At 60.5% G+C, this 26655-nt stretch carries 24 protein-coding genes; 15 read left to right on the forward strand and 9 right to left on the reverse strand.

Annotated features, from left to right (window positions below; translation table 11 throughout):
- Window positions 1-10 precede the first annotated feature (10 nt).
- Entirely contained in the window at window positions 11-2104 is a 2094-nt protein-coding gene (locus tag CNQ84_RS09860; protein WP_096004701.1) for a type VI secretion system Vgr family protein, read from the forward strand.
- An 86-nt stretch (window positions 2105-2190) separates the two neighbouring features.
- Here CNQ84_RS09860 and CNQ84_RS20385 read toward each other — a convergent pair whose 3' ends face one another.
- Window positions 2191-2550: a hypothetical protein gene (locus CNQ84_RS20385; protein ID WP_133065888.1), complete on the reverse strand. Its 360-nt coding sequence runs from the start codon at window positions 2548-2550 to the stop codon at window positions 2191-2193.
- Between the two features lie 168 nt (window positions 2551-2718).
- Between CNQ84_RS20385 and CNQ84_RS09865 the strand changes: the two genes are divergently transcribed.
- The 4 genes from CNQ84_RS09865 to CNQ84_RS09880 all read left to right on the forward strand — a co-directional run bounded on the left by CNQ84_RS09865 (window position 2719) and on the right by CNQ84_RS09880 (window position 7688).
- Window positions 2719-5337 (forward strand): hypothetical protein, encoded by a 2619-nt coding sequence (locus CNQ84_RS09865; protein ID WP_133065889.1) that lies wholly within the window; start codon window positions 2719-2721, stop codon window positions 5335-5337.
- Window positions 5334-6560 (forward strand): A22B family peptidase, encoded by a 1227-nt coding sequence (locus tag CNQ84_RS20760; protein WP_245841309.1) that lies wholly within the window; start codon window positions 5334-5336, stop codon window positions 6558-6560. Before CNQ84_RS09865 ends, CNQ84_RS20760 begins: the two co-directional genes overlap by 4 nt.
- Before the next feature lie 148 nt (window positions 6561-6708).
- A complete protein-coding gene (locus CNQ84_RS09875; RefSeq protein WP_083728191.1) occupies window positions 6709-7386 on the forward strand; it encodes a nitroreductase in 678 nt (225 codons plus the stop codon).
- 71 nt (window positions 7387-7457) lie between these two features.
- Window positions 7458-7688, forward strand: coding sequence for a DUF6434 domain-containing protein (locus CNQ84_RS09880; RefSeq protein ID WP_235827222.1), 231 nt, complete (start codon window positions 7458-7460; stop codon window positions 7686-7688).
- A gap of 106 nt (window positions 7689-7794) precedes the next feature.
- On the opposite strand, the gene CNQ84_RS09885 is transcribed toward CNQ84_RS09880, so the two are convergent.
- Complete coding sequence (locus CNQ84_RS09885; RefSeq protein WP_096004816.1) at window positions 7795-8367, reverse strand: Smr/MutS family protein; 573 nt, start codon at window positions 8365-8367, stop codon at window positions 7795-7797.
- A 160-nt stretch (window positions 8368-8527) separates the two neighbouring features.
- Here CNQ84_RS09885 and prmB point away from each other — a divergent pair, with 160 nt between their 5' ends.
- On the forward strand, window positions 8528-9439 hold the full coding sequence (gene prmB, locus CNQ84_RS09890) for a 50S ribosomal protein L3 N(5)-glutamine methyltransferase (RefSeq protein WP_096004703.1): 912 nt from the start codon (window positions 8528-8530) through the stop codon (window positions 9437-9439).
- A 57-nt stretch (window positions 9440-9496) separates the two neighbouring features.
- Here the strand turns inward: prmB and CNQ84_RS09895 are convergent, their stop codons facing one another.
- Both CNQ84_RS09895 and CNQ84_RS09900 read right to left on the reverse strand, forming a co-directional pair.
- Window positions 9497-10276, reverse strand: a complete 780-nt coding sequence (locus CNQ84_RS09895; protein ID WP_096004704.1) for a hypothetical protein — start codon at window positions 10274-10276, stop codon at window positions 9497-9499.
- Window positions 10277-10352: 76 nt separating this feature from the next.
- Window positions 10353-11123 (reverse strand): sulfite exporter TauE/SafE family protein, encoded by a 771-nt coding sequence (locus CNQ84_RS09900; protein ID WP_096004705.1) that lies wholly within the window; start codon window positions 11121-11123, stop codon window positions 10353-10355.
- Between the two features lie 116 nt (window positions 11124-11239).
- Between CNQ84_RS09900 and aroC the strand changes: the two genes are divergently transcribed.
- From aroC to CNQ84_RS09920, 4 genes are all read left to right on the forward strand, one after another.
- The gene (gene aroC, locus CNQ84_RS09905; RefSeq protein ID WP_096004706.1) at window positions 11240-12331 is read left to right on the forward strand and encodes a chorismate synthase; all 1092 of its coding nucleotides are present in this window, start codon (window positions 11240-11242) and stop codon (window positions 12329-12331) included.
- A gap of 16 nt (window positions 12332-12347) precedes the next feature.
- A complete protein-coding gene (locus tag CNQ84_RS09910) occupies window positions 12348-13523 on the forward strand; it encodes an MFS transporter (protein WP_096004707.1) in 1176 nt (391 codons plus the stop codon).
- Window positions 13520-13987, forward strand: coding sequence for a hypothetical protein (locus tag CNQ84_RS09915; protein WP_096004708.1), 468 nt, complete (start codon window positions 13520-13522; stop codon window positions 13985-13987). The genes CNQ84_RS09910 and CNQ84_RS09915 overlap by 4 nt, the downstream gene beginning before the upstream one ends.
- Window positions 13988-14050: 63 nt before the next feature.
- Window positions 14051-14236 carry a PLDc N-terminal domain-containing protein gene (locus tag CNQ84_RS09920; protein ID WP_096004817.1) on the forward strand — a complete coding sequence of 62 codons (186 nt, stop codon included), beginning with the start codon at window positions 14051-14053 and terminating at the stop codon, window positions 14234-14236.
- Between the two features lie 10 nt (window positions 14237-14246).
- Here the strand turns inward: CNQ84_RS09920 and CNQ84_RS09925 are convergent, their stop codons facing one another.
- Entirely contained in the window at window positions 14247-15452 is a 1206-nt protein-coding gene (locus CNQ84_RS09925) for an ISL3 family transposase (RefSeq protein ID WP_096004709.1), read from the reverse strand.
- 148 nt (window positions 15453-15600) lie between these two features.
- Window positions 15601-16374, reverse strand: a complete 774-nt coding sequence (locus tag CNQ84_RS09930; RefSeq protein WP_096004710.1) for a ferredoxin--NADP reductase — start codon at window positions 16372-16374, stop codon at window positions 15601-15603.
- 102 nt (window positions 16375-16476) lie between these two features.
- On the opposite strand from CNQ84_RS09930, the gene CNQ84_RS09935 reads away from it, so the two are divergent.
- Complete coding sequence (locus CNQ84_RS09935; protein ID WP_096004711.1) at window positions 16477-17370, forward strand: LysR family transcriptional regulator; 894 nt, start codon at window positions 16477-16479, stop codon at window positions 17368-17370.
- A gap of 118 nt (window positions 17371-17488) precedes the next feature.
- Here the strand turns inward: CNQ84_RS09935 and CNQ84_RS09940 are convergent, their stop codons facing one another.
- From CNQ84_RS09940 to CNQ84_RS09950, 3 genes are all read right to left on the reverse strand, one after another.
- Entirely contained in the window at window positions 17489-18025 is a 537-nt protein-coding gene (locus CNQ84_RS09940; protein ID WP_083728181.1) for a glycine zipper 2TM domain-containing protein, read from the reverse strand.
- Window positions 18026-18159: 134 nt separating this feature from the next.
- Entirely contained in the window at window positions 18160-21018 is a 2859-nt protein-coding gene (locus CNQ84_RS09945) for a bifunctional diguanylate cyclase/phosphodiesterase (protein WP_165771264.1), read from the reverse strand.
- A 145-nt stretch (window positions 21019-21163) separates the two neighbouring features.
- Window positions 21164-22075: a LysR family transcriptional regulator gene (locus CNQ84_RS09950; protein WP_096004713.1), complete on the reverse strand. Its 912-nt coding sequence runs from the start codon at window positions 22073-22075 to the stop codon at window positions 21164-21166.
- A 147-nt stretch (window positions 22076-22222) separates the two neighbouring features.
- Here CNQ84_RS09950 and leuC point away from each other — a divergent pair, with 147 nt between their 5' ends.
- The 4 genes from leuC (at window position 22223) to asd (ending at window position 26644) form a co-directional block, all read left to right on the forward strand.
- Entirely contained in the window at window positions 22223-23650 is a 1428-nt protein-coding gene (gene leuC, locus CNQ84_RS09955; protein ID WP_096004714.1) for a 3-isopropylmalate dehydratase large subunit, read from the forward strand.
- 11 nt (window positions 23651-23661) lie between these two features.
- Window positions 23662-24306, forward strand: a complete 645-nt coding sequence (leuD, locus tag CNQ84_RS09960) for a 3-isopropylmalate dehydratase small subunit (RefSeq protein ID WP_096004715.1) — start codon at window positions 23662-23664, stop codon at window positions 24304-24306.
- Window positions 24307-24368: 62 nt separating this feature from the next.
- Complete coding sequence (gene leuB, locus CNQ84_RS09965; protein ID WP_096004716.1) at window positions 24369-25451, forward strand: 3-isopropylmalate dehydrogenase; 1083 nt, start codon at window positions 24369-24371, stop codon at window positions 25449-25451.
- An 80-nt stretch (window positions 25452-25531) separates the two neighbouring features.
- Window positions 25532-26644 carry an aspartate-semialdehyde dehydrogenase gene (gene asd / locus CNQ84_RS09970; protein WP_096004717.1) on the forward strand — a complete coding sequence of 371 codons (1113 nt, stop codon included), beginning with the start codon at window positions 25532-25534 and terminating at the stop codon, window positions 26642-26644.
- Window positions 26645-26655 lie beyond the last annotated feature (11 nt).

The following is a 26655-nucleotide window of genomic DNA, read 5'->3' on the forward strand; positions in this document are numbered from 1 at the left end:
GGAACAACGGATGTTCTCCCCCGCCAATCAGGCGCACTTTATTCTTGAAATCGACGGCGCCGAACACGACTTCAAGGTGCTTGAGTTCACTGCCCGTGAAGCGCTCAATCAGCCCTACGAGGTGCTGCTGACTTTGGTCAGCGAGCGTCCGGATGTTGACCTGCAAAGCCTCCTACACCTGCCAGCCTGGCTGGATACCGGCGCAGGCAGCGGCTTTCACGGCTTTATCGATCAGCTCACTCAGGGCGAGTCAGGCCGCCGGCTGACGCGCTATCAACTGCGCCTGCAGCCGCAGCTGGGGTACCTGCAGCACCGCATCAACCAGCGGATTTTTCAGCACCGCAGCGCCGCCGAGATTATGGCCGCTGTGCTGCAGGAGCACGGCATCCACAGCGATGCCTATCGCTTCAGCCTGAACACGCCGCTGCCCGCGCGTCGCTACTGTACCCAGTACGATGAGAGTGATCTGCGCTTTATCCAGCGCCTGTGTGAGGAGGAGGGGCTGCACTTTCACTTTGAGCACCAGCGTGACGGCCATATCCTGGTGTTTGGTGATGATCAGACCTGCTTTGCGCGTCTGCCCGAGATCGGCTACAGCCAGGGCACTGGTCTGGTCGCTGATCAACCGGTGGTCAAGCGCTTCAGCCTGACCGCCGCCACCCGACCAGACCAGGTGACACGCCGAGATTATGAATTTCTGAAACCGCGCCTGCACATGGAAGCCGAAGCCAGACTGGAAGACGGCCCGCCCCAGCCGGCACTGGAAGACTATGACTACCCGGGGCGCTTTGGCGACCGCGAACGCGGCAAGCAACTCAGCCGCATCCATCTGCAGCGCCACCGCAGCCATCAATTGCAGGCCAACGGTGAGAGCGATCAGCCGGGCCTGCGCAGCGGGTATTTTCTGCCGCTGTCCGGCCACCTGCGTGATGACTGGAACGACCTCTGGCTGCTGACCAGCATTGAGCATCAGGGCAAGCAACCGCAGGTGCTGGAAGAAGCGGTGACCAGCGATACTAGCGCCGGCGACGGTTTTACCCAGGGCTACCGTAATCGCTTTGTTGCCACACCCTGGCAGGCCATCTGGCGCCCCGCACTGGAGCACCCCAAACCGCGCATCGCCGGCAGCCAGAGCGCCGTCGTCACCGGGCCGGAGGGCGAAGAGATTCACTGCGATCCGCACGGGCGAGTGAAGGTCCAGTTTCACTGGGATCGTGAAGGCCAGGCGGACGACACCACCAGCTGCTGGCTGCGGGTGGCCAGCGGCTGGGCTGGCGACCGCTATGGTGCTCTGACCATTCCCAGGGTTGGCATGGAAGTGCTGGTGAGCTTTCTCGAAGGTGACCCGGACCAGCCGCTGATCACCGGCTGCCTTTACCACGCCGAACACGTGCCGCCGGTTGATCTGCCTGCCCACAAAACCCGTAGCACCTTCAAAAGCCTCAGCTCCCCCGGCGGCGAGGGCTATAACGAGCTACGCATCGAAGACAAGAAAGGTGCCGAGCAAATCTACCTGCATGCCCAGCGCGACTGGGACCAGCGCATCGAGCACGATCAACGCCTGCACGTTGGCAATGAACGTCACGATCACATCGTCGCCAACCATTACAGCCAGCACCTGGCCGAAGTGCACCGCACCGTCCACGCCAACCGTCTGACAGACCTCAAGGCCAATGATCATCTGACGATTGCCCAGAGCCAGCACACGCGCATCGGCCAACGCCAGCTCACTGAAGCCGGACAGGAAATTCACCTGGCCAGCGGCCGCAAGATCGTGATCGACGCCGGTATGGAAATCACCCTCAAGGCCGGCGGCAGCTTTATCAAGATCGACCCCAGCGGCGTCACCGTCACCGGTGCCAATATCCGCCTGAACTCCGGCGGCAGCCCGGCGCAGGGCACACCGGCTGAGCCGGTGTTGCCAGCTTTGCCTGCGCACGCCGCATTGGATAGCGCAGGGGAAACTACCGGAGGGGCCACGCCTAACGCGCCGCCTGCCGAGTCGAATCAGAAGTCCGGGCTGGAGCAACTGATAGTAGACGTGTGGGGAGATCCGGCGTTTGGCGGGCAGGTCCAGCTGCTAGACCCGGAGGATAAGCAGTGAGCGAACTCAAGGACGAGTCAATTGAGCAAGGCACGCGCAAGCGGGCCCAGTACGACAGTGCCCAGCGAGCCAACCTGGCATTGAACCTAGAGCGAGAGGACGGCGGCACCCTGCAGATTCTGGTCGAGCAGGACATGCGCAGCCACGAGGAAGAGCCGGATATTCAGCAAAATACCTTTCTGGCAATTGTACCCATGGCGCGCCTGCCTGCTATCGATGGCGCTGACCAGCAACCTGTTGGTGCATTGATCAGGCCGGGGCGCATCTATGTTTTTCGCAAGGGCAAGCTCTGGCGTGAACAGGTCTGTGATGGCGAAGGGGCGCTTGCCGACGTTGATGTGAGCTACTGGCGCAGTCAGTCGGCGGCGGGCCAACCCTGCGACGACCGTGCTGCCGTAGGCAAACCACTGGCGCTCACGCTGGTGCCCGTATTGCTCCAGGGGCATTACGTGGGCGATCAAGTGGACATGGCCTATAGCGAGATGCCCTGGAGTTGGGAGTACATCAAATGGCTCGAAGCGGACAGTAGCCGGGTCAAGGCACGCTGCCAGAATGTAGCGCCTGCCTGGGCGGCAGCCGTTGTCGGCAAGGAGCACTGGCGAGCGACTCTTGCGATGCCCGCCGTGCTGGTCGACGCCTTGGAGGGCGGCCTGCGCCCTCGAGACCTGCATCTTGAGTGCCTGCTCAGCAGTCCTGACACTTTCACGCCCGCACTGCTGGAGCTAAGCCCTGACGAGCCGCTTGTACGCTTGCACCGCCACCAGCAGGCCCTGGCCGAACACATGTCCGCAGAAGGCCCACAGGCGCTGCCAGATCTGCCGGCTGCCAGTGATGTGCTGGCGGATAAGGCCTTGCGCGGCTATCCCAAGCTGGTCGGCCTGTTGCTGAATGATCCGCTATTCGAATTTCGCCATGCTGTTGAGCAGTCCCGTTTGGCGACTGAAACCCTGCAAACCTGCAACGCGCTGATTCCCTATCAGCCCCATGGCCGGTATGCCGAGCTACTGCATCAGTGGGCCATGTCGACCGATGCGCCCTTGGCGAGCTTGCGCGCGCAGGTCGACACCCAGGCACTGGACAAGTCGATGATGGAGCAGGAGCGGCGCATGGCGCGCGACTGTCTGCACCGGCAACTCGATCGCACCATGTCGCTGTGCCACGGCGGTCTGTCGGTCGTCTGGAACGACTGGATTTACACCCGGGATGAACGGCTGCTTGAGCCCTACAGCCTCTTGATAGAGCTACTGGAACAGCTTGGCCGCCTGCCGCACGATACCGATGCCCGCAGCACTGCGGCGGACAGCCGCCGGCTGTCGCGCTCGATAGAACGCCTGGTAATCCACCTGGCTGAAGCCAGTCACCCGCTGACGCGCACAGCGCTTGTCGCAGGGGAGGGTGAGCTGCCGGAGCTGGCGAGCCGTTTGGCAGAGCTTGCTGCAGAAGCGCAGCCGGCAGACCCAGAGAATATGGGTATCAGTACCCTCGCGCTGTTTGCAGGAATGGAAAGCCAGGGCGATGCCAACTATCAGTACTCCACCCAAAATCTGGCGCTGGCAGTTGATGAGTGGCTGGCGCATTTGTCGAAAGTGATGCTGATGACGTTGCGAAAGTTGCGAGTTGATCCCTCTACTGTGCAGGTGGAGTTGCCGCGCCTGTTTACACCCACAATGGGGTTGCTGAAGTCGCTTCACTCCAAGGCAAAGTCGCTTCAGTTTCTACCCCAAGGTCAGGCGCTGGCGCAGGATATGGTGGTGCTGGGCGTACATGGCGCTGGCCTGAGTTTTGGACTGACACCCAGTGAACGAGCCACGCTGACTCGAGAAAACTACCTTTACAGCAACCTGCAGGGCCGTTCCGGAGACGTGCTCGGCACCTCCAGCGGCAAGCTCGCGAAGGCGAACCACTTTGCGAGCAAAGACCTGGGCCGCCTGATGGTTGTCGCTGCCCCGGCAAACGACCCGCTGGTGCAGGAGCTTAATAGCTGGCGGGTGGGCGTCTCTAATGTTGGACGGGCTGCGCAACTAGCCAAGTCGCCCGCGTTGCCGCTGTTGGCGACGGTGATGGCTGCTTATAACTTGCACCTAAATACAACAGGGGCGACGGGGCTGCTGGAAGACGATCAAAGTGTGCGCTGGGGATTCGGTGGTATTTCTGCCCTTGCGGACTTGTTACTTGCTTCTAACAACGCAGCTTTGAAGGTCTTAGAGAGTTCAGGGATACGGTCGCCTTGGTATGTGTTGTGGGAGCAGGGACGCATTGATGTCTCAAGAATGTCCGCGCGATGGGCGGGAAACTTGCAGAAGCGTACTGGTAGTACTTGGCTTAATGCTTCTCGCGTAGCGGGGGGCGCCGCAATGGGTTTTACAGCCCTGATTTTTGCCTGGGACGCCAAGCGCGCTTTCGATGCTGGCGACAAAGACGTTTCGGTCGCGAACGCTATAGCGGCAGGGGGCGGCGCAATATGGGCATTGTATACGATAGGTATACTGGCAAGTCCCTGGGTGCTGGCGGCGGGTGTGGTGTTGCTCATCGGCGGCGCGTTAGCGGCGGCGCTGATGGCCGACGGTGCGATTGAGCAGGCGATCAAACATGGCCCCTTCGGTATTGAACATCGCTTGCCACATATGAACGACCCTAAAATCGCCTACCAGCAACTGCTGGGGGCGATTGGCGAGCCGCAGGCAAAGATCTCTCGCTGGAGCGTCTGGACAGGGGTAGCGCCGCAAGAGGAACGCCGAAAACTGGAGCTGGCTGCGCGTGCGAGCCAGCGGCAGTTGCACCCCCTCGACTGGGTAGTTGAGCTGCAGTCAGGTTTGCTGGACCAATATCCTAACGACAGCCGGTTCCGGTTAATGGCCTCGGAGCTGCAGTGGGTTAGGGGGCACCAGACAGGCTGGAAGCGTCTGCCAGCTAGGCCGCTTTCTCATTACAAGCTGGGCGCGGTGGTTATGGACGCCAGCCGCGTTGTCTATGTCCTGCCGCATATTGGTAGTCAGGCTCACACTGGCCTGATGCAAATGCAGTACGCCCTTAGAGTGAGAGCGCAGTTTGTGTTGGGGCGGCAAGAGTGCAGGCCGAATGACCCCTTTCCTGCCTTCGATGATCTGGTGCTACCGCAACCCGCCGCCCGTGACTGGGCTGCCTTTGACCCGCAACGATTTCCCGAGGAGCGTGATGTTGATGGCAGCGCCCCCTACTGGCTGATTGCGCTAAGTGAGCGTGATTCCCTATGAAACAAATACTGCCTAGCACTGTGTATGCCGCCAGTGCCTACGATTCGACCCAAATACCCCGGCAGCCTCCTCATAAGTGGCAGCAAGACGAAAACCGTACCAATCTTCGCCGTACTCAGTTGAGCTGGGGGCATTATGCTGGCTTTGACCCTTGGCAGGTGGTTGATATGCAACTGCAGGGTATGGAGCAAATGTGGCTAGAGCGCACTGGTGGTGGCGATATTTATTGCAATCATCAGCGCTGGCGATTTGAGAATTTTAATAAAATAATTTTATTGTTTATTTACTTTAAGTATTTTTCGCTGCTCGTTTTTACTTGGGTGTTTTGGATGTCCTCGGTGATTGCGCTGCTTCCAAATGGTTATTATGCGAGTCACCAGTCTGTCGTTTTGCCAATGGCTATAGTTGTTATCTCTCTGTTTATGATAGGTCTAAGTGGCTGGTTATACTGGGAGAGAAGCTTCAAACTTTACTTGATACACGCAATCTCGGGCCTAGGAGTAAGCGTTGTATGTGTGTCTATTGCGCACTTTGGACTTGACAAGGACGTGGAAATTTTCTGGTTTCCAGTGGTCATGGGACTATCCATATTTATGGCCGCCATCGGTTTTGACCTATTGATCGCTCTTTACCTGCGTCTTTTCAAATACGACGGCAGCGGATTTAACCGTCAGACCGGAATGGTGACCGTTGCACGTCGCTTTCGTAAGCCCTTTGTGGCGCCGTTCTATGAGTTCGATATCACCATGGAATACCGCCCCGGCTCCCACGGCAGCGGTGGTATGGCGCTCTGGCTACACCACAGATACACCACCTGTGAGGTGTTCTTGGGCGGCAAACTGCATCCCTTGGGGCTGTCACCAGAGGAGGCGATGGCGTTCTGGGACTGTCTGCAGCGCTATATGGATACCAGTCAGCCGCTGCCGGATTTGCCGGTGCTGGAGCAATTCCGCCACCTTGATCCGGCCACCGCGCAGTACGATGCTCAACGCGGCAGGCCACCACGCCGCTGGCGCGATACCAATGCCCGCGCCTGGCAACGACGCGGCCAGCATGAATCCATGCGCCGCAACGCAGCCTATCGTTGGCAACAACGGCCTTGCATTCTGCGCGCTCGCATCGACCCAGAGTTGAGCATCGAGACCTACTACCGCGAACAAGAGGCGCGTGGCATTCAGGCTACGCCCAGGGCGGATGAGTATGACAATGTTCATCGCGGCTGAGGAGGGTGTTCCTTGTCTGGTTTACCTCTTTGCCCTCAGTTGCTGAATACCCCTTTATAGCCGCCGGCTGACCGTCATCAGCCGCCCTGTTTGTTGTGCTACCGTCGGCGAATAACAAGTCGAGGTTTCATGCAGGAGGAGTGCAGCGGTGAATTACGATGATGTGGTGTTGGGGCGGCGCAGTATCCGTGCTTTTCGGCAACAGCCGGTGCCGCGCGAGGTGCTTGAGGAGGTCATCAGTCTGGCCACGCGGGCGCCGTCATCAATGAACTCCCAGCCCTGGCACCTGCATGTGCTGACCGGCGAGCCGCTGGACCGCATTCGTGCGGAGAATACCGAGCGTATGGTCACCGGCGTAGCGCCGTCCAAGGAAACCCGTGACTCGGGCAGCTACGAGGGGGTTCACCGCCAGCGCCAGGTGGAGATCGCGGTGCAGCTGTTTGAGGCCATGGGGATTGCCCGAGACGATAAGGAAAAGCGGCAGGACTGGGTCTTACGCGGCTTTCGGCAATTCGATGCGCCGGTCTCGGTGGTGGTGACCTATGATCGCCAGCTGCGTGAGGGCGACATTGCCCAGTTCGACTGTGGGGCTTTGGTCAATGGTCTGGTTAATGCGGCCTGGTCTCGCGGTTTGGGCTGTGTGGTCAACAGCCAGGGCATCATGCATTCACCGGTGGTGCGCGAACACGCGGGTATCCCGGATGATCAGGTGATCATTATCTGCGTGGCGATGGGCTACCCCGATGACAGCTTCCCGGCCAATGCGGTGGTGTCACGGCGCCGTGAGGTGGCAGAGGTGGCCAGTTTTGTGGGCTTTGCCGAGTAGCACGCGCGTTGGCGTGACCTTTTGGGACGCCTTTCGGGCGTTCCCAGCTTGAAGACTGTGAGGGCATAAGCGTGAAAGGTAAAACTCTGGAACTCGCTGCCTTTGATTGGCATCGAGACGTGATCACTCCGCAGACGCCAGTCAATGCGGGGTATCGCAACACCCAGAATGTGCGTCGCTTTATGCGTGAGGCTTGCGGCCCGGCGTTCCGCTTTGACAGGTCCTTTATGGCCTGGATGCGTGACGGCACGCCGAAAACCATGGGGGATGCGGCAGCTGAGTGGCTGAAGCGAAATGCCTGATTATCGGCGCGCGCCAGTGTGTAGGCGACGGCTTGTCTATACAGCAAAGACGTTAAGCGGGTGAAAGCGCTTGCCGAGCTTTTTCTTTCCAGCTGCCAACTGCTCCTCAGTCGTCCCTTCCTTCAAGCATGTTTCTGCGCAGCAGCACGTAGACTGATCCGGTACCGCCATGCCGGGGAATGCAGGAGGTAAAGGCGAGCACCTTGTCGTGCTGCCTGAGCCAGGTGTTGACGTGGCTTTTCATCATCGGTTTGCGACCGTCCAGCCGGCGGGCCTTGCCGTGGGTAACCCGTACGCAGCGGATCTCCTGCTTGACCGCTTCGGCTAGAAAGGCCCAAAGCAGCTCGCGGGCGCGCTCGATCGTCATGCCGTGCAGGTCGATCGAGCCGTCGAAGGGGATCTGCGCTTGCTTGAGTTTGCGTAGCTGCGCGTCTTGCACACCGTTTGCTGCCCAGGCCAGCTCCTGCTCGGGGTCGACATCTATGACGAACTGGTCTGACAGGCCATCGACCACGACGGAGTTGTCCTTGAGGGTCGCACGCTGGCGACTGGCGGCGATGCTGGCGCGGTCGCGCGGGGCTTTGCCGACCTCGGCCCGGTCGTGCTTAAGACGCTTGGCGCCCTGCACGGCTTGACGGAAAAGGTCGAGATCGTCGTCGGGAGAAAAGTCCTGTGTCATGCTGCTGGCCGCTACGCAAAAAAGGCTAGTGTAACAGCTGCAGCTTATCGAAAAGCCTGCCTGGCGCCCGATACCGCCGGTGTTTGTTTTCATTCGCGGCTGGTCGCCGGCGGCCTGGCGGGTAAAATGGCAGCCTGCTTTGAACAAGGACTCTTCCATCATGAGTGAACACGCCGCTTTGCACAGCATTCAGGATCTGGTTCGCTGGGGCGTCAGTCGCTTCCATCAGGCCGAGCTGTTTTTTGGTCATGGCACCGACAATGCCTGGGACGAGTCGCGGCTGTTGGTGCTGCACGCCCTGTACCTGCCCTGGGAAACGCCGCAGGAGTATCTGCATTGTCGCATTACCGACGAGGAGCGTGACGCCGTTGTGGCGTTGTTGGAGGAGCGCATTCGGCTGCGCATGCCTGCCGCCTATCTGACCGGGCATGCACGTTTTGCCGGGCTGGATTTCGTGGTGGATGAACGGGTGCTGGTGCCGCGGTCTCCCATTGCTGAGTTGATTGACGGTCGCTTTGAACCCTGGCTGGAGCGCGAGCCGCTGCGCATTCTGGATCTGTGCACGGGCAGTGGCTGTATTGGCATCGCTTGTGCCTACGCGTTTCCTGAGGCCGAGGTAGTGCTGGCGGACCTGTCTGCCGATGCGCTGGCGGTGGCCGAACAGAATATCGAGATGCACGAACTGGCCGAGCGTGTTGAGGCGCGCTGGTCGGATGGCTTCGACGGGCTAGCCGGTGAGCGCTTTGATCTGATTGTCAGCAATCCGCCCTATGTGGATGCCGAAGACATGAGCTTGCTGCCCGACGAGTATCGACACGAGCCGGAAATGGGACTGGACGCAGGGGAGGACGGCCTGGATCTGGTGCGCCGGATGCTGACTGAAGCGGCGGATTATCTGACCGAGGATGGTGTGCTGGTGATCGAGGTGGGTAACAGCATGGTGCATGTTATGGCCGAGTGGCCAGAGGTGGACTTTGAGTGGGTCAAATTCCGGCAGGGTGGCCACGGTGTGTTTGTGCTGAGCGCAGAGCAGTGCCGTTACTTTCAGTCACTGTTTGCCGAGAGCCTGTAACGCGTTTTAGCGGTTCCTGCGTGGCGTTCGCTGCGCAGGTCGTTGCTGGGTGTTGGCTCAGCGAAGTACTACCCACAGCAGCATCAACGCCTGGAAAATCGAGAAGACAATCAGACAGCCGATGGCGAAGCGGTTGCCCAGGTCGGCGCGCTTGTAACTGGCGATAGCTGACTCGAGCTGGTTGATCTGGGCGCTTTGCTTTTGGTTCAGCCCTTCGTGCTCACGCAGTTGGGCCAACAGGGTATTGATTTGAAGAGGTTGTATGCGCTCGGTATTCCAGCTGCCGATCAGATCGTTGACCCGGTTGGCCTGGGCGAGGGCGGTACCGGCCTCGCTGTCCAGCGGGGTGATGCTGAAGCCGGCGTGGCTGAGGATGGTGTCACGGGCCTTGCGGGCATCTTCGGTGGCGCTGTCGCTGTCGCGCAGAGTGATAGGGGTCACGGCGTAGTCCCCGCAATAACGCTGGCACCAGTGAATCAACTGGGCCAGCATGAAGGTGCCCAGTCCGCGTTGACTGGGCTGGATCTGCACACCGTCAATCGGGCCGAAGCGCACCCGCTTGCGCTTGTGGTCTACCAGCACTTCCATCCGGTTGCCGGACTCGGCGAGCGGTTCGCCTTCAAAGCGCACCTGCAGGCGCAGCAATTCGAGCAGGCCTGCCTGTTCCTGGGTGACGGCGATCTGCGCAAGTTTCTCCGGATGTACCAGCATGCGCGCCTTGAACACCGGTTTGAGTTGCACCCAGTAGGCATCCGACGGTTTGGCGCGGGCGAACGGATCCCGCGGGGCGCTTTGCTCCGGGGGAGTGCGGTCAGCCAGTGCGTCGGTTGAGGTCATGCTGTCATCCTGGGGGACTACGGGTGCTTGTGCACCTCTCCAGCCTGTATCGGCCGAATGACGGTTTTCTGTAATGTCACCACCAGGTGGACGCAGCTTCCCAGATCAGGCGAGCAGCCAGCAAGCTGAGCACCAGGTTAAAAAGTCGTCCAAAGTGCGTGTCACTCATACGCTTGAGCAGATGCAGGCCGAGCCAGGTGCCCAGTGCGCCAGCGGCGATCATGGCTGCCATCAGGGCGAGCCAGTCATAGAAGATAAACCCTGCGGCGCTAAAGGCAAAGGCCTTTGGCAAGTGTTGCAGGCTCATGGCAGCAGCGAAGGTTGCCACGGTCTGCAGGCGCTGATGCGCCTGTTGCTGCTTGATAAACGCGGCCACCAGAGGGCCGGTGGCGCCGACAAACAGGCTGAGAAAACTGGTGATTACCGAGGCGAGCAGGGTGCCGACAGGCCCGGTGGCCACCTTGGGTATTGCCGGCCCCCAGCACAGCAGCAGAATGAACAGCGCGATACTCAGCTGTACCACGGCCAGCGGCAGGCGTACCAGCAGCAGGCTGGCGGCCAGTGCGCCCAGCACCACGCCGGGGAAAAACCAGGCGATGACCCGCATGTTGATATGCCGCCAGGTCATCAGGGCGCGATTGGCATTGGACCCCAGCTGCACCATGCCGTGGACTGGAATGATCGCGGCAGCCGGCATGATCAGCGCCATGATCGCCAGTAGCATGACACCACCGCCGGCGCCCATCGCAGCAGTTACCGCAGAAGTGAGGGCGGCGGCGAGGATCAGTATCAGCGCCCAGTGCGGAGCCAGGTTGTCGGGTAGCAATAACGGCAGCAGCTCGCTCATGAAGGCTCCGGCGTTAAATGAGGAGGGCGTAGCCTACCCGCCGGGCCGCAGACTGTCACCGTTAACGGCCAGCGGGTATACTGCCGCACTGCCCATGTTCAGCTCAGGTTCTTGGTATGTCTGGAAACACGCTCGGTACCCTCTTCACTGTTACCACGGCCGGCGAAAGCCACGGCCCGGCGCTGGTCGCCATTGTTGATGGCTGCCCGCCCGGTCTGCCGTTGTCGAGTGAGGATCTGCAGCGTGATCTGGATCGCCGCAAGCCCGGCACCAGCCGCCACACTACCCAGCGCCAGGAGGCCGATGAGGTCGAGATCCTGTCCGGGGTGTTTGAAGGGGTGACGACCGGCTGCCCGATTGGCTTGCTGATTCGCAACACCGATCAGAAGTCCAAGGACTACTCGGCGATCAAGGACCTGTTCCGCCCGGCCCACGCCGACTACACCTACCACCACAAGTACGGCCTGCGCGACTACCGCGGTGGCGGCCGTTCGTCTGCGCGAGAAACCGCAATGCGTGTTGCTGCCGGTGCGATTGCCAAGAAGTACCTGGCCGCCCAAGGCATCCAGGTGCGTGGTTATATGAGCCAGCTGGGGCCCATCGAGATCCCCTTCAAGAGCTGGGATGGTGTCAACGACAATGCCTTCTTCAGCCCCGACCCGGACAAGATTCCCGAGCTGGAGGCCTACATGGATCAGCTGCGCCGTGACCAGGACTCGGTCGGCGCCAAAATCACCGTGGTCGCCGACGGCGTGCCGCCGGGGCTGGGCGAGCCGATCTTTGATCGTCTGGATGCCGAGCTGGCCTACGCGCTGATGAGCATCAACGCGGTCAAGGGGGTCGAAATTGGTGCCGGCTTTGCCTCCGTAGCCCAGCGCGGCACCGAGCACCGTGATGAGTTGACGCCGGAAGGCTTCGTCAGCAACCAGGCTGGCGGCGTGCTGGGCGGCATTTCCTCTGGTCAGCCGATTGTCGCCAGCCTTGCGCTCAAACCCACCTCCAGTATTACCACCCCTGGTCGCTCCATTGACGTGAACGGTGAGTCGGTCGATGTGATCACCAAGGGTCGCCACGACCCCTGCGTGGGCATTCGTGCCACGCCGATTGCCGAGGCGATGATGGCGCTGGTGCTGATGGATCATCTGCTACGCCATCGCGCGCAGAACGCCGACGTGAAGGTCACCACACCGGTATTGGGTCAACTCTGATCCGGCGCGGGCAGCCGTGAGTGCGGTCGCGGGGGCACCGCTGCCTTACTGGCGGCTGTCCGGTTTCTACTTTGCCTACTTCGCCCTGCTGGGCGGGGTAGCGCCCTTCCTGTCGCTGTATTTCGAATCGCTCGGCTTTTCGCCGGCGCGCATCGGCGAGCTGGTTGCGATACCCATGCTGATGCGCTGCATTGCGCCCAACCTGTGGGGGTGGCTGGGGGACGCTACCGGGCAGCGTCTGCTGATTGTTCGCGTCGGCGCGCTGCTGACCGCGCTCTGTTTTGCGGGCATCTTCTGGCGGCAGGACTATTGGTGGCTGGCGGCGATCATGGCGCTGCACAGCTTCTTCTGGCACGCCGTCTTGCCGCAGTTTGAAGCCATTACACTGGCACACCTGGGTAGTCAATCAGCGCGCTACAGTCAACTGCGTCTTTGGGGGTCGGTTGGCTTTATCCTTACCGTAGTCTTGCTGGGCCTGTTGCTGCAGCGTGCCGGCATGGCTGTTTATCCCATGGCGATGTTCGGCATCATGCTGCTGATTGCAGTGTGCAGCACCTTGGTACCGCAGCCGCCACGCCAGCCTGCCAGCGCAGCAGTGGCCGGTGATGGATTCGTGCAGCGTCTGCGCCAGCCCGGCGTGCCCGCGTTTTTTGTGGCCGTGGCGTTGATGCAGCTGTCGCATGGGCCCTATTACACCTTTCTCAGCATTCACCTTGAGGCGCTGGGCTACAGCCGTGGACTCATTGGTATGCTCTGGGCTCTGGGTGTGCTGGCCGAGATTGTGCTGTTTATGTTCATGCACCGCCTGCTGGCCTGGATAAGCCTGCGGCAACTGCTGGTGGTCAGCTTTGCTTTGGCGGCGCTGCGTTGGCTGTTGCTTGGTAAGCTGGCCGAGGAGATGCTGGTTCTGGTGTTTGCCCAGCTGCTGCATGCCGCGACTTTCGGTGCATTTCATGTTGCCTCCATTCATCTGGTGCAGCAGCGTTTTGGCGAAAGGTATCAGGGACAGGGGCAGGCGCTTTATGCCACGCTGGCCGGCATTGGCGGTGCGCTGGGTGCACTGTGTTCCGGTTATGCCTGGGCTGGCATGGGGCCCACGCTGACGTTTGCCGCTGCCGCGCTGGCAGCCTTTGTCGGCATGCTGCTGTTGCTGCGGCGCCTGGGCGACCAATCAACCAAGGGGGCTGGATGAGCATTCTGGCGGTCTACGGCGCGGAGGACTTGCAGTGTCCGCGTCGGGTACTGACTCACAGGCAGGATATTGAAACCGAGCTGGCGGCGATGGGCATAACGCTGTTGCCGGCCGAGGCGCCGGTTACGCCCGGTGCCCAGTGTAAACACGAGTGCCACGGTGCGCCTGCCTATGAACAGCCGGAGGAGTGCATTGATGGTGCCCAGGTTTTTGTTTGCGGGGCACTGGAGCGCCGAATAGAGCGGGGGCGGGTGAGGCTATGCCTGCTCAGTGAGTCGTCGGTACTGCTCATTGCTCTGCGGGCTGGTGATCGCCTGGCCTTGCCTGCCGGTTTGTCGCAATGCATGTTGCCCACGCCCGGCGACACCTGCAGCTGGGTGGATACGGCCGCAGCAGAAAGTGCCCTGGCGTATCAGCCGGTTGCCCAGTCTGCGTTGGTCAGGCTGGCGCCGCTGGAGATCTGACAGCGAAATTCGCCAGGCTTCCTATACTGTGGATACACCCAATAAAGGAAGTGCTGCATGAACATGAATACCGGTGGTGGGCTGATCGGTCTGCTGATTCTGATTGGCGATATCTGGGCCATTATCAACATCCTGCAGAGTAACGCGGGCATGGGAGCCAAGCTGTTGTGGATTCTGCTGGTGGTGCTGCTACCGCTACTGGGGTTGATTATCTGGTTTGTTGCGGGGCCGCGGGGCGGCAAGGCATAAAAAAGGTTCTTCACGGATTGCCGGGAAAGTCATTCTTGATCTTCATGAAAAAGAATTCGCTGTCCCGGTAGCCGTAGGCCATCCGCTTGATCACCTTGATCCGGTTGTTGATACCTTCCAGCTGACCCGTGTGCATCGGCCAGCGCACCCTGCTCAGGATGCCGCGCCAGTATCCTTTCAGGCGTTTAGCGAACTGCTTCAGCGCCGGTATCGCACTTTCATCAGCTAGGCGTAGCCACTGCTTCCATGCTGATCGCCAGCCCCAGGCGGTGGCGGGCGACCACAGTGCTTTGAGCTCTGCCTTCATCAAATAAACCGTCATCAGCGATTGGTTCGCCGCCAGCAGATCCTGCAGATGTACCTGCTGATCTTCTCGCTTGAGATTTTCTGGATTACGCAGCAGCAGCCACCGTGCTTGCTTGATCACCTTGCGGGCGGGTCTGTCATGGCGCAGGCGATTGGCCTCATCGACCCGTACCCGATCAATCACCTCTCGCCCATACTTGGCGATCACATGAAACAGATCATAAACAACGCGTGCTTGAGGGCAGTGTTGGCGCACCTCCAAGTCAAATGCGGTGTTCATGTCCATTGCCACTGCTTCGATCCGCGCGCAGCCCTCCGCCCCCAGCGCTTCAAAAAAAGGTCTGACAGCAGCTCGGCTACGCCCTTCGCCAATCCACAACACCCGGCGGGTATCGGCATCCAGCACCACGCTGGCGTAGCGATGCCCTTTGAACAGAGCGAACTCATCCATCACCAAGCGCCTGGGCTGCGCCTTCGGTAGCTTCTCCAGTGCGTCTTGTAGCGCCCGTCGCTCCAGCAAGCGCACGCTGTCCCAATGCAAACCAAACAGCTCGGCGACGTGCAGAGTGGGCAGTCTTTGACAGGCTTGGATCACAGCTTCGGCCAAGCGCTTGGTCATTCGCGAATAGCGGTCAAGCCAGCGGACTGATTCCATTCTCTTGCCGCATGTGCTGCACCCGACGCGCCGCAGTTCCACATTCAACCGCACCGTGCGGCCAAGGATGGATAAGTCACGGATTGAGCGCTGGCAGTATTCGTGGATGGTGGTGCTGGGCTGATGGCAGCCGCTGCAGGTGGGCAATCGGGTGGGCTGCGGAATCAGGTCGATCAGCAGGTCGTCGCCGTCAGGCCGGATTGAAGTGACAGAAAAGCCCTCCCAAAAGGGCAGAAACGTATTAATATCGTGCACAAGAACGCCGGTTTGTGGATGTGTTTGTTCGCACTAACATCATCCCTCAAACCGGCGTTCTTGTTTCTGTCTTTCCCGAGATTCCGTGAAGAACCATAAAAAAGCCCCGGCGCGTGAGCGCCGGGGCTTTTTCGTGACGGCGGGCCGCTTATTTCTCGACGAAGGCACGCTCGATCACGTAGTGACCCTGGTCGCCGTGGCGGGCTTCCTGGAAGCCGTGAGCGTCGAGGATCTCGCAGCAATCCTTCAGCATGCTGGGGCTGCCGCAGAGCATGAAGCGGTCCTGCTCCAGATCGAATTTCGGCAGGCCGATATCCTCGAACAGCTTGCCACTGTTCATCAGGTCGGTCAGGCGGCCTTCGTTGCGGAAGGGCTCACGGGTGACCGTGGGGTAGTAGATCAGCTTCTCGCGTACCAGATCACCGAAGTACTCGTTGTTCGGCAGGGTGTCGGTAATCAGTTCCTGATAGGCCAGGTCGCTGACATTGCGGCAGCCGTGGGTCAGAATGACCTTGTCATATTGCTCGTAGGTTTCCGGGTCCTGAATGATGCTGATGAAGGGCGCAAGACCGGTGCCGGTGCTCAGCAGATACAGGTTGCGTCCGGGGATCAGGTGATCCAGCACCAGAGTGCCCGTCGGCTTGCGGCTGATCATGATTTGATCGCCGGTCTGAATGTTCTGCAGGCGCGAGGTCAGCGGGCCGTCCTGCACCTTGATGCTGAAGAACTCCAGGGTTTCCTCGTGGTTCGGGCTGGCAATGCTGTAGGCGCGCATCAACGGGCGACCTTCCACTTCCAGACCGATCATGATGAAGTGTCCGTTCTTGAAGCGGAAACCCGGGTCACGGGTGGTCTTGAAGCTGAACAGGGTATCTGTCCAGTGGTGCACGCTGAGTACTTTCTCGGTGTTGAAGCCTGCCATGACGCCTCCAGAAGTGAACATCTCTTGGCCGGGGAGTCTACGCGCGGTTAGTCTTGGTGTTAAAGAGAATTATTCTTATATAACTATTCGGTAAAATCGATAATGAAATATACCCTGCGCCAGCTTGAGGTTTTTCTGGCTACGGCGCATTACGAAAATCTGACCCGTGCCGCTGCCAGTCTCTCGATGTCGCAGTCTGCGGCCAGTAGCGCGCTGAAGGACCTGGAAAGCCAGTTTGACGTTCAGCTGTTTGATCGGGTTGGCAAGCGTTTGCAGCTCAATGCCTTGGGCGACAGCATTCGTCCGCGCGCGCAAGCCCTGCTGGAGCAGGCAAGCAGTCTGGAGGAGGCGTTGGCCCGCCATCAGGGCACCGGGCACCTGCGTGTTGGCGCCACCCTGAGTATTGGCAACTACCTGGCGGTCGAGATCATGGCGCGTTACATGAGCGAGCAGGAGGGGGCGCGGGTAGAGCTGGAGGTGGCCAACACCGAGACCATCGTGCGCAAGGTGGCCAACTTTGAACTCGACCTGGGGCTGATCGAGGGCGAGAGCCGGCATCCCGACCTGGAGATGGTGCATTGGCGCGATGACGAGCTGGTGGTGTTCTGCGCGCCAGATCATCCACTGGCAGGCAAGCCCTGGCTATCGGATGAAGATTTGCTGAATGCCGCCTGGATCGTTCGGGAGCCCGGTTCAGGCACCCGTCAGCATTTCGACTGGGCGATGCATGGGCTGCTGGCCAATCTGGATGTCAAGCTGGAGCTGCAGCACACCGAGGCCATCAAGCGTGCAGTGGAGGCGGGGCTGGGGCTGGGCTGTCTGTCGGAGATCACTCTGGTTGATGCGTTCAATCGCGGGCGCCTGGTGCCGCTGCCTGTCCCGCATCGGGATTTTCACCGCCGATTCTACTTTGCGCTGCACAGGCAGAAGTTCCGCAGCGCGGGTGTGGAACGGTGGCTGGAGTTGTGCCGTGAGAGCACCGAGGGGCTGGAGTGAGGTTGCGCAGTGCTCGCGCGGTGTGAATGGCTGGGGCGCGTGGCGGCGTAAGCACCTCCCGAACGTGCAAGGCCGCGATGCTTACGCATGGCGGCCTTGAGCCTGAAGGGGCGAGAAATCAGTTGCTGCTGAGCACCAGCTGGCCATCTTTCAGCGGAATACTGCTGCCGGGTTTCTCGTCCATGCGAACGGTACCGGTTTCATCGCCGATGCGGTATTTCACGTTGTAACCGACTACCTCGTCGTGACTGTCGTAGACTGTCTCACAACGACGCTCGGTGGTGGTGTAGGTGCTGTTGTTCTGCATGTTTTCCTGTACGCGGTTGCCGGCATAACCGCCAGCGGCAGCACCTGCGACGGTGGCGATCTTCTTGCCGCTGCCGCCGCCTACCTGGTTGCCCAGGGCGCCGCCGACGACCGCGCCGGCAATTGTGCCAAGGATGCGGTTCTGATCCTGCACAGGTTTTTGCCGGGTGACGGCGACGTCATTGCAGACTTCCCGTGGGGTCCGTTGCGTTTCCGTGATTTCGGCTACATCAAGAACTTCAGCCTCGGTAGGGGTGGTGTCCACAAAGGCGGTGTAACCGGCAATGGCGCCGCCAGCTGTGGCTACCGCCGCGCCGATCAGGACGCCTGTCAACATAGACTTGTTCATGATGAGTACTCCTTTCCTGCCTATGATCTGAGGTCGCAACACGGTGTTGCGCTCCATGCCGATGTGACAGCAAAGGTTGGCAGCCGTTCCTTTGGAGGCCGCTGATTCCGTCGCTTTGTGATCGAGTTGGCGGTTCAGGTGACGGCGTAGTCCGGCGGATTTTGCAGCAGGCTGCGTAGGTGGCTGGCGTCCATCGGTCTGCCGAACAGGTAGCCCTGAAACTGCTCGCAGCCTTGCTGGTGCAGGAATGTGAGCTGTTCCTGAGTTTCCACGCCCTCGGCGATCAGGCCCAGGTGCAAGCTGGTGGCGATCGCGATGATTGCTCGGATAATCTCGGCGTCGTTGGGGTTGTGCGGGCAGTCGCGAACAAAGGATTGATCAATTTTCAGCAGGTCAACCGGCAACTGCTTCAGGTAGCTCAGAGACGAGTAGCCGGTGCCAAAGTCATCGATGGCAAAGTGCACGCCGTGGCTGCGAAGCAGGTTCATCTTGTCGATGGTGTCGTTGATGTTCTCGATCACGATGCCCTCGGTAATCTCCAGGCTCAGGCAGCTGGTCGGGATCTCGTGCAGGGCGATGGCCCCCAGTACGTCGTCGACAAAACTGGCGTGGCGGAACTGGCGCGGGCTGATGTTGACGCTCAGGCGGAAGTGTGGGGTGATCAAACCAGCCCCAAGCAGTTCGGCGATGTAGGCGCAGGCCTGGTGCAGGATCTGGCGGCCCGCCTCGAGAATCAGGCTGCTTTGCTCCAGGACGTCAATAAAGGCGCCGGGGCCTATCAGACCGCGCTCCGGATGTTGCCAGCGCAGCAGCGACTCGGCGCCCTCGACGCGTTGGCTGCGATAGTCGAACTGTGGCTGGTAGTGCAGACAGAACTGGCCTTTGCTGATGGCCCTGCGCAGCTCGGATTCGATGGCCAGGCGTTCGCTGGCCGCCACCTGCATCGATTGTTCAAAAAAGGCGATGCCGTCACGTCCGCGCTCCTTGACGCGGTACAGGGCGATATCGGCGCGTTTTAGCAAGTCCTCGGCACTGTCGCCGTGATCCGGTATCAGCGCAATGCCGATGCTGGTGCTGAGTTGCAGAGCGTGGCCTTCAATCTGCATCGGCGCAGAGATGGCGTCGAGCAGCTCACGGGCGGCGCGTTCTACCTCCTGCGCCAGGGCCGGGCCTGTGCTGGTAAAACCGCTGAGCAACACAACAAACTCATCACCGCCAAGGCGTGCAACGGTGTCTTCGGCTCGCACGCGGCAGAGCAGGCGACGGGTTACTTCCTGCAGCACCGCATCGCCACAGGAATGCCCCAGCGAATCGTTAATGTGCTTGAAATGGTCAAGGTCAAAGAACAGCAGGGCGCCTCTCAGGTCGTGGCGCTGGTGCAGGGCGTTGAGTTGACTGAGGCGGTCGCTAAGGAGCAGGCGATTGGGCAGGTTGGTCAGCGCGTCGTGGTAGGCAAGATGCTTGACGCGGGCCTCGATGCGTTTCTGTTCGGTGATGTCGCGGGCGGTCAGCAACATGCAGTCGAGGCCATCCAGGGTGAGTGGCTGGGCCGAAACAGAGACCAGAATCTCCTTGCCGTGGCGCGTGCGAATACGCATTTCGCGTCCGTAGACCCCGCCCTTTTCGTCCATTGTGCGGATCAGGTCGTCGCGCTCGTTTGCGTCTATCCAGATGCCGAGTTCATTGACGGTGCGGCCGATGGCTTCTTCTGGGCTGTAGCCGGTCAGGCGGCAGAAGCCGTCGTTGACTTCGAGCTGGCGGCCGGTTTTCAGCTCGCTGATGCTGATTGAGTCAGGGCTGCCCTTGAATGCGCGGGCAAACTTGTCTTCCGAGGCGCGTAAGGCCGACTCGGCCTGGGTGCGTGCGGTGATATCGCGGAAGCTGAACAGTACGCACTGTTGGTGGTTGATGCGAATGCGTGTGCTGCCCACCTCGCATAGCAGCAGATGACCGTTGCTGGTGGAGAAGGTCTCGGTAAAGCCGTGCAGCTCGCGCTCGCCTCGGGCGGCCTGCTGCAGACTGCGGTGTGCGCTGTGTGAGCTCCACAGGCCGATCTCTTCGGGTTGTCGGCCAATCAGATCGATAGCGCTGTAACCAAAGGTGCGGGCAAAACTCTGGTTGACCTCAATGACGCGCTGATTGTGCACCAGGCAGTAGGGGTCAGGGGCGTTCTGAAACAGGATGGCGAACTTGGCTTCACTTTCAACCAGGGCGTTCTGATTGCGACGTTGGTCGGTGATGTCGACCAGCGTGCCAATCATGCGGGCCGGCTGGCCCTGCTGATTGAGATGCAACGTGGCCGTGGCCTGCAGCCACCGCTGACGTTTGTTGACAACGACGCGATAAGTCAGGCGATAGCGGGGTTCGCGCCCCCGACAGATAGCGATGAAGGCGCGGCGAATGGCCTGCCTGTCTTTAGCGACGACGTGTTGCAAGAAGTGGCTGGCACAGCCATCCCAGTCGGCTGCCTGGAACCCGTGCAGCTCTGCGCTGCGGGCAGAGCAATGCAGGGCGTCGGTCGCTATCTGCCAATCCCAGATGCCCATCTGTCCGGCCTCCAGCGCCATTCTCAAGCGGCTGCGGCTGTCTTTGAGGGCTTGGTCGCTGGCGTTGTTGCTTGCGCGCGGCTGCAGGCAGAGCAGCAGTTGCTGGTTGAGCTTAACGATGCTCACCTGATAGCTGAGTAGGCCGCCATCACGGCGCAGCAACTCGATGGGCTGGTACCGCAGCGAGCCTTGGCGCGTCTGACTGCGCATCATGGCGTGCCAGCGCCGTGGGTGGCCCCACAACGGGAAGTCGCCGGCGGGTTGCCCGAGCAGTTGGTGGCGCTCGTACTGCGTGGCCTGAATGAACGCCGGGTTGACGTCGATGATGAGTTGGGTCTGGCCGTCAATAAGCAGTGCAGGCCCAGGCATGCCGTTGAATAACAGCAAAAAGGAGGCGTCGTTTACGGTGGAGGGGGTCGGCGGCGCGACTCCGGTTGTGCCTGGCATTGATGTCTGATCCATTCTGGGACCAACCAGCCCGGCGCAAAGCGATGATTGGCCCGCTGCCGAGCAGGGAGGTTGGGCGTCTTGCCCGCAGTTTCCGTCTACCTTGACCTTAGCTCTTGCCGCGCCGGCCAACAAGCCATTGTGCCTACACCATTGGTCGGGTAGCCGAGCGGTCTGCCTCGCCGTCGGTACGGGCGGCGCGGAGCAGGGTAATCAGTTCGCGGGCAGCGTTGGACTGGGTGCGTCCGCTGTGCCAGATGCAGCCCAGCTCGCGCTGCAGGTGCACCCCCGGAAGCTGCAGCACACTGACCTGGCTGTCGAGCATGCTGCGTGGCAGCACGCTCCAGGCCAGGCCGATGGAGACCATCATCTTGATGGTCTCCATATAGTTGGTGCTCATGCTGATCTGTGGCTGGACGTGATAGTGCTCGAACAGATCGCTGACCACCTTGTGAGTAAAGGTGTTGGCGCCCGGAAATACCGCCGGGTAGGCCGCCAGCTGGGCCAGTTCCAGATTACGCTGCCGGGCAAGCGGGTGCTCTGGCGCGATGACAAAATCCAGTGGGTCATGCCAGATCAACTCGCTCATTACCGGCGGCGCAACCTCCGGCGCAAGGGTGATGACGGCGAGTTCAATCTCGCCATGCAGCACCTTGTCGTAGGCGACTTCCGAATCCAGAAACTGGATATCGAAGGACACCTGCGGGTGGCGGCGGGTGAACTCGCGCAGCACTGGAGGCAGGCGATGCAAACCGATGTGGTGGCTGGTGGCGATGCTCAGACGACCGGAGACTTCGCTGGATAGATTGCTCAGGGCGCGGCGCGTATCATTCATCAGGCTGAGCACCTGCTCGGCTCTTGGTCGCAGGGCAAGGCCTGCCTCGGTCAACGAAACGTGGCGGCCAATGCGGTCGAACAACCGGGCATCGAGCTGTTGCTCCAGCATGGCAATGCGCTTGCTGACCGCCGGTTGGGTCAGGTGGAGCTGTTCGGCTGCCCGCGAAAATGAGCCAGTGTCGGCAACGGCAAGAAAGGCCTGCAGGTTTGCTGTGTCCATATCGCATTCCACTTGGTTATCTGTTTAATAAATAATATTCCTTTGTTTTATCTTTGGGCGGAATTTATTCTGTTGTCTGTAGAAGAGCCGCCGCAGGGCCTGTATCCACAGGGGACGGTGGCCAGAGTCTGATGCCAGGAGTAACCCATGTCTGCAAAAACGCTGTACGACAAATTGTGGGACAACCATCTCGTCAAGGAACGGGATGACGGTTCTGCGTTGATCTATATCGATCGTCACATCCTCCATGAGGTGACCTCGCCACAGGCGTTTGAAGGGCTGCGACTGGCTGGCCGCAAGCCGTGGCGCATCGACGCCAATATTGCGACGCCCGATCACAACGTGCCGACCACCAAGGCCGAGCGCCAAGGCGGGCTGGACGCCATCGCCGACGAAGTCTCGCGTATTCAGGTCAGAACGCTGGATGAGAACTGCGACGCTTTCGGCATCCTCGAGTTCAAGATGAACGACGTGCGTCAGGGCATCGTGCACGTTGTCGGCCCGGAGCAGGGCGCGACGCTGCCTGGCATGACGGTGGTCTGCGGTGACTCGCACACCTCAACCCATGGCGCCTTCGGCGCGCTCGCACACGGTATCGGTACCTCCGAGGTCGAGCACGTACTGGCTACCCAGTGCCTGGTCGCCAAGAAAATGAAAAACATGCAGGTGCGTGTTGAAGGGCAGTTGCCCTTCGGCGTCACGGCCAAGGACATTGTGCTGGCCGTGATCGGCAAGATCGGCACCGCTGGCGGTAACGGTCACGCGATGGAGTTTGCCGGCAGCGCGATTCGCGAATTGTCGGTTGAGGGCCGCATGACCCTGTGCAACATGGCCATCGAGGCAGGCGCCCGCGTCGGCATGGTGGCGGTCGACGAGAAAACTATCGACTACGTCAAGGGTCGCCCGTTTGCGCCGCAGGGGGCCGATTGGGATCGCGCCGTTGCAGCCTGGAAAGACCTGGTATCTGACGCCGGTGCGCACTTTGACACCGTCATCGAGTTGCGCGCCGAAGACATCAAGCCGCAGGTCAGTTGGGGTACGTCTCCAGAGATGGTGCTGGCGGTTGATCAGAACGTGCCGGATCCAGACGCGGAGGTCGACGCCGTCAAACGTGGCTCGATCACCCGCGCGCTCAAGTACATGGGGCTGACTGCCAATCAGCCGATCACCGATATCAAGCTGGACCGCGTATTTATCGGTTCCTGCACCAACTCTCGCATCGAAGACCTGCGCGCTGCGGCCGCGGTTGCCAAGGGCCGCAAGGTGGCTGCGACCGTCAAGCAGGCGCTGGTGGTGCCGGGCTCCGGCCTGGTCAAGGCGCAGGCCGAACAGGAAGGGTTGGACCAGATCTTTATCGAAGCCGGCTTTGAATGGCGTGAGCCGGGTTGCTCCATGTGCCTGGCGATGAACCCGGATCGGCTGGAAAGTGGCGAGCATTGCGCCTCCACCTCCAACCGTAACTTCGAGGGGCGTCAGGGCAACGGCGGTCGCACCCACTTGGTCAGCCCGGCGATGGCGGCGGCGGCGGCGGTCACCGGCCACTTTATTGATGTCCGTGAATTGATGCAGGCCTGAGGAGTGTCCCGATGAAAGCCTTTACCCAACATACTGGTCTGGTCTGCCCACTTGATCGTGCCAATGTCGACACTGATCAGATCATTCCCAAGCAGTTTCTCAAGTCGATCAAACGCACCGGTTTCGGTCCGAACCTGTTCGACGAGTGGCGTTATCTGGACGTCGGTCAGCCGAATCAGGATTGCTCGACCCGTCCAATCAATGAAGATTTTGTGCTGAATTTTCCGCGCTACCAGGGCGCAAGTGTGCTGCTGGCTCGCGAGAATTTTGGTTGCGGCTCCTCCCGCGAGCATGCGCCGTGGGCATTGGACGAGTATGGTTTTCGCACGGTGATTGCACCGAGCTTTGCCGATATTTTCTACAACAACAGCTTCAAGAACGGTCTGCTGCCGATCATCCTGGCAGATGCGGACCTCGACGAGCTGTTCGCCCAGTGCGAGGCCACCGAAGGCTATCAGCTGACGGTTGATCTTGAGGCGCAGGTTGTGACTCGTCCCGACGGCAAGCAGTACCCCTTTGAGGTGGACGCTTTCCGCAAGCACTGTCTGCTCAACGGTCTGGATGACATTGGCCTGACGCTGCAGGACGCCGAGGCCATCAGTGCCTTCGAGTCTGGCCATCGTCAGCGTCAGCCCTGGCTGTTTCGCGAGGCCTGAGGCAGGTTGATTTCAGCACAGAGCCGCAGTGCTCTGTGCGCAAGCACATTATGAGGAATGCAATGAGCAAACAGATTCTGATTCTGCCGGGTGACGGCATTGGCCCGGAGATCATGGCTGAGGGGGTCAAAGTGCTTAATGTGGCCAACGACAAGTTTGGCCTGGGCTACGAGTTGAGCTTTGATGATCTCGGCGGCGCAGCGTACGACCGCTACGGCTCGCCCCTGGCCGACGAAACCCTGGAGCGCGCCCGTGCTGCCGATGCGGTGCTGCTGGGTGCGGTTGGCGGCCCCAAGTGGGACACCATTGATCCGGCACTGCGCCCCGAACGTGGGCTGCTGAAGATTCGCTCCGAGCTGGGGCTGTTCGGCAATCTGCGCCCGGCGATTCTGTACCCGCAGCTGGCTGAAGCGTCCACGCTCAAGCCGGAAGTTGTTTCCGGTCTGGACATCCTGATCGTCCGTGAGCTGACCGGCGGTATCTACTTCGGCACGCCGCGCGAGCGCACCACGCTGGAAAGCGGCGAGCGCATGGCCTATGACACACTGCCCTACAGCGAAAGCGAAGTGCGCCGTATTGCCAAGGTCGGTTTCGACATGGCGATGGTGCGTAACAAGAAGCTGTGTTCGGTCGACAAGGCTAACGTGTTGGCCTCCAGCCAGCTGTGGCGCGAAGTGGTCGAGGAGGTCGCCAAGGATTACCCGGACGTCGAGCTGTCGCACATGTACGTCGACAACGCTGCCATGCAGCTGGTCCGCGCGCCCAAGCAGTTCGACGTGATCGTCACCGACAACATGTTTGGTGACATTCTCTCCGACCAGGCCTCCATGCTGACCGGTTCGATCGGCATGCTGCCTTCGGCGTCGCTGGATGTGAACAGCAAGGGCATGTACGAGCCGTGTCACGGCAGTGCGCCGGATATCGCCGGTCAAGGCATTGCCAACCCGCTGGCGACCATCCTGTCGGTCTCGATGATGCTGCGTTACAGCTTTGCTCAGGTGGCGGCTGCTGATGCCATCGAGCAGGCGGTCAGCCAGGTGCTGGACCAGGGCCTTCGCACCGGTGATATCCAGTCTGAAGGTTGCCGCAAGGTGGGCACTGCGGAAATGGGTGATGCCGTGGTCGCAGCACTGAAAAACCTGTAATCTGTCCGATTATCCATTTACGCCCGGCCTCGGCCGGGCGTATGTGTCTTTGAATCTGTTACCCCACGGGGGTTGTTGTTATGAAGCAAGTTGGTTTGGTTGGTTGGCGTGGCATGGTCGGCTCTGTGCTGATGCAACGCATGCGCGACGAGAATGATTTTGCCGATATCGATCCGGTGTTTTTTACCACCTCCAACGTAGGTGGCAAGGGTCCGGATATTGGTAAGGACATTCCTGCGCTCAAGGACGCTTTTGACCTTGAAGCACTCAAGCCGATGGACGTCATCATTACCTGTCAGGGCGGTGATTACACCAGCGAGGTGTACCCCAAGCTGCGTGCCGAGGGCTGGAAAGGTTACTGGATCGATGCTGCGTCCACGCTGCGCATGGAAGATGAGGCCGTCATCGTGTTGGACCCGGTCAACCGTCGTAATATCGATCAGGCGTTGCGTGATGGTGTCAAAACCTACGTGGGCGGTAACTGCACCGTCAGCCTGATGCTGATGGGGCTGGGTGGGCTGTTTGAGCAAGGTCTCGTCGAGTGGATGAGCGCCATGACCTATCAGGCAGCCAGTGGTGCCGGTGCCCAGAACATGCGCGAGCTGATCAGCCAGATGGGCGCGATCAACGCCTCCGTGGCCGACAAGCTGGCGGACCCGGCCAGTGCCATTCTGGACATCGACCGCACTGTTGCCGAGACCCTGCGTGGCGACGCCTTCCCGGTTGACAACTTCGGCGTACCGCTGGCCGGCAGCCTGATCCCGTGGATCGACAAGCAGCTGGCTAACGGTCAGAGCCGTGAAGAGTGGAAGGCGCAGGCTGAGACCAACAAGATCATCGGCCGCAGCGGTCGTCCGATCCCGGTCGATGGTATCTGCGTGCGTATCGGTGCCATGCGCTGCCACAGCCAGGCGCTGACCATCAAGCTGAACAAAGATGTGCCGCTGGCGGATATCGAGGCACTGCTGGCCGAGCACAACCCCTGGTCCAAGGTGATCCCCAATACCAAGGAAGACACCCTGGCGGGCCTGACCCCGACCGCCGTTACCGGTACGCTGAGTGTGCCTGTTGGCCGCCTGCGCAAGCTCAACATGGGCTCGCAGTATCTGTCGGCGTTTACTGTGGGTGACCAGTTGCTGTGGGGCGCCGCCGAGCCGCTGCGCCGCATGCTGAGGATCTTGCAGGAAGGCTGAGGTCGTGCGCG

The organism is Pseudomonas abyssi, assembly GCF_002307495.1.
Lineage (GTDB): Bacteria > Pseudomonadota > Gammaproteobacteria > Pseudomonadales > Pseudomonadaceae > Halopseudomonas > Halopseudomonas abyssi.

What these genes read in the sequence shown, in the direction of transcription:
- CNQ84_RS09885 (WP_096004816.1), bottom strand. Translation starts at nt 8,367, where the DNA reads ATGACACAGGACTTTTCTCCCGACGACGATCTCGACCTTTTCCGTCAA.
- CNQ84_RS20760 (WP_245841309.1), top strand. Translation starts at nt 5,334, where the DNA reads ATGAAACAAATACTGCCTAGCACTGTGTATGCCGCCAGTGCCTACGAT.
- CNQ84_RS09940 (WP_083728181.1), bottom strand. Translation starts at nt 18,025, where the DNA reads ATGAACAAGTCTATGTTGACAGGCGTCCTGATCGGCGCGGCGGTAGCC.
- aroC (WP_096004706.1), top strand. Translation starts at nt 11,240, where the DNA reads ATGTCTGGAAACACGCTCGGTACCCTCTTCACTGTTACCACGGCCGGC.
- asd (WP_096004717.1), top strand. Translation starts at nt 25,532, where the DNA reads ATGAAGCAAGTTGGTTTGGTTGGTTGGCGTGGCATGGTCGGCTCTGTG.
- CNQ84_RS09895 (WP_096004704.1), bottom strand. Translation starts at nt 10,276, where the DNA reads ATGACCTCAACCGACGCACTGGCTGACCGCACTCCCCCGGAGCAAAGC.
- CNQ84_RS09930 (WP_096004710.1), bottom strand. Translation starts at nt 16,374, where the DNA reads ATGGCAGGCTTCAACACCGAGAAAGTACTCAGCGTGCACCACTGGACA.
- leuB (WP_096004716.1), top strand. Translation starts at nt 24,369, where the DNA reads ATGAGCAAACAGATTCTGATTCTGCCGGGTGACGGCATTGGCCCGGAG.
- leuC (WP_096004714.1), top strand. Translation starts at nt 22,223, where the DNA reads ATGTCTGCAAAAACGCTGTACGACAAATTGTGGGACAACCATCTCGTC.
- leuD (WP_096004715.1), top strand. Translation starts at nt 23,662, where the DNA reads ATGAAAGCCTTTACCCAACATACTGGTCTGGTCTGCCCACTTGATCGT.
- CNQ84_RS20385 (WP_133065888.1), bottom strand. Translation starts at nt 2,550, where the DNA reads ATGCCCCTGGAGCAATACGGGCACCAGCGTGAGCGCCAGTGGTTTGCC.
- CNQ84_RS09915 (WP_096004708.1), top strand. Translation starts at nt 13,520, where the DNA reads ATGAGCATTCTGGCGGTCTACGGCGCGGAGGACTTGCAGTGTCCGCGT.
- CNQ84_RS09865 (WP_133065889.1), top strand. Translation starts at nt 2,719, where the DNA reads ATGCCCGCCGTGCTGGTCGACGCCTTGGAGGGCGGCCTGCGCCCTCGA.
- CNQ84_RS09945 (WP_165771264.1), bottom strand. Translation starts at nt 21,018, where the DNA reads ATGCCAGGCACAACCGGAGTCGCGCCGCCGACCCCCTCCACCGTAAAC.
- CNQ84_RS09900 (WP_096004705.1), bottom strand. Translation starts at nt 11,123, where the DNA reads ATGAGCGAGCTGCTGCCGTTATTGCTACCCGACAACCTGGCTCCGCAC.
- CNQ84_RS09950 (WP_096004713.1), bottom strand. Translation starts at nt 22,075, where the DNA reads ATGGACACAGCAAACCTGCAGGCCTTTCTTGCCGTTGCCGACACTGGC.
- CNQ84_RS09920 (WP_096004817.1), top strand. Translation starts at nt 14,051, where the DNA reads ATGAATACCGGTGGTGGGCTGATCGGTCTGCTGATTCTGATTGGCGAT.
- CNQ84_RS09860 (WP_096004701.1), top strand. Translation starts at nt 11, where the DNA reads ATGTTCTCCCCCGCCAATCAGGCGCACTTTATTCTTGAAATCGACGGC.
- CNQ84_RS09935 (WP_096004711.1), top strand. Translation starts at nt 16,477, where the DNA reads ATGAAATATACCCTGCGCCAGCTTGAGGTTTTTCTGGCTACGGCGCAT.
- prmB (WP_096004703.1), top strand. Translation starts at nt 8,528, where the DNA reads ATGAGTGAACACGCCGCTTTGCACAGCATTCAGGATCTGGTTCGCTGG.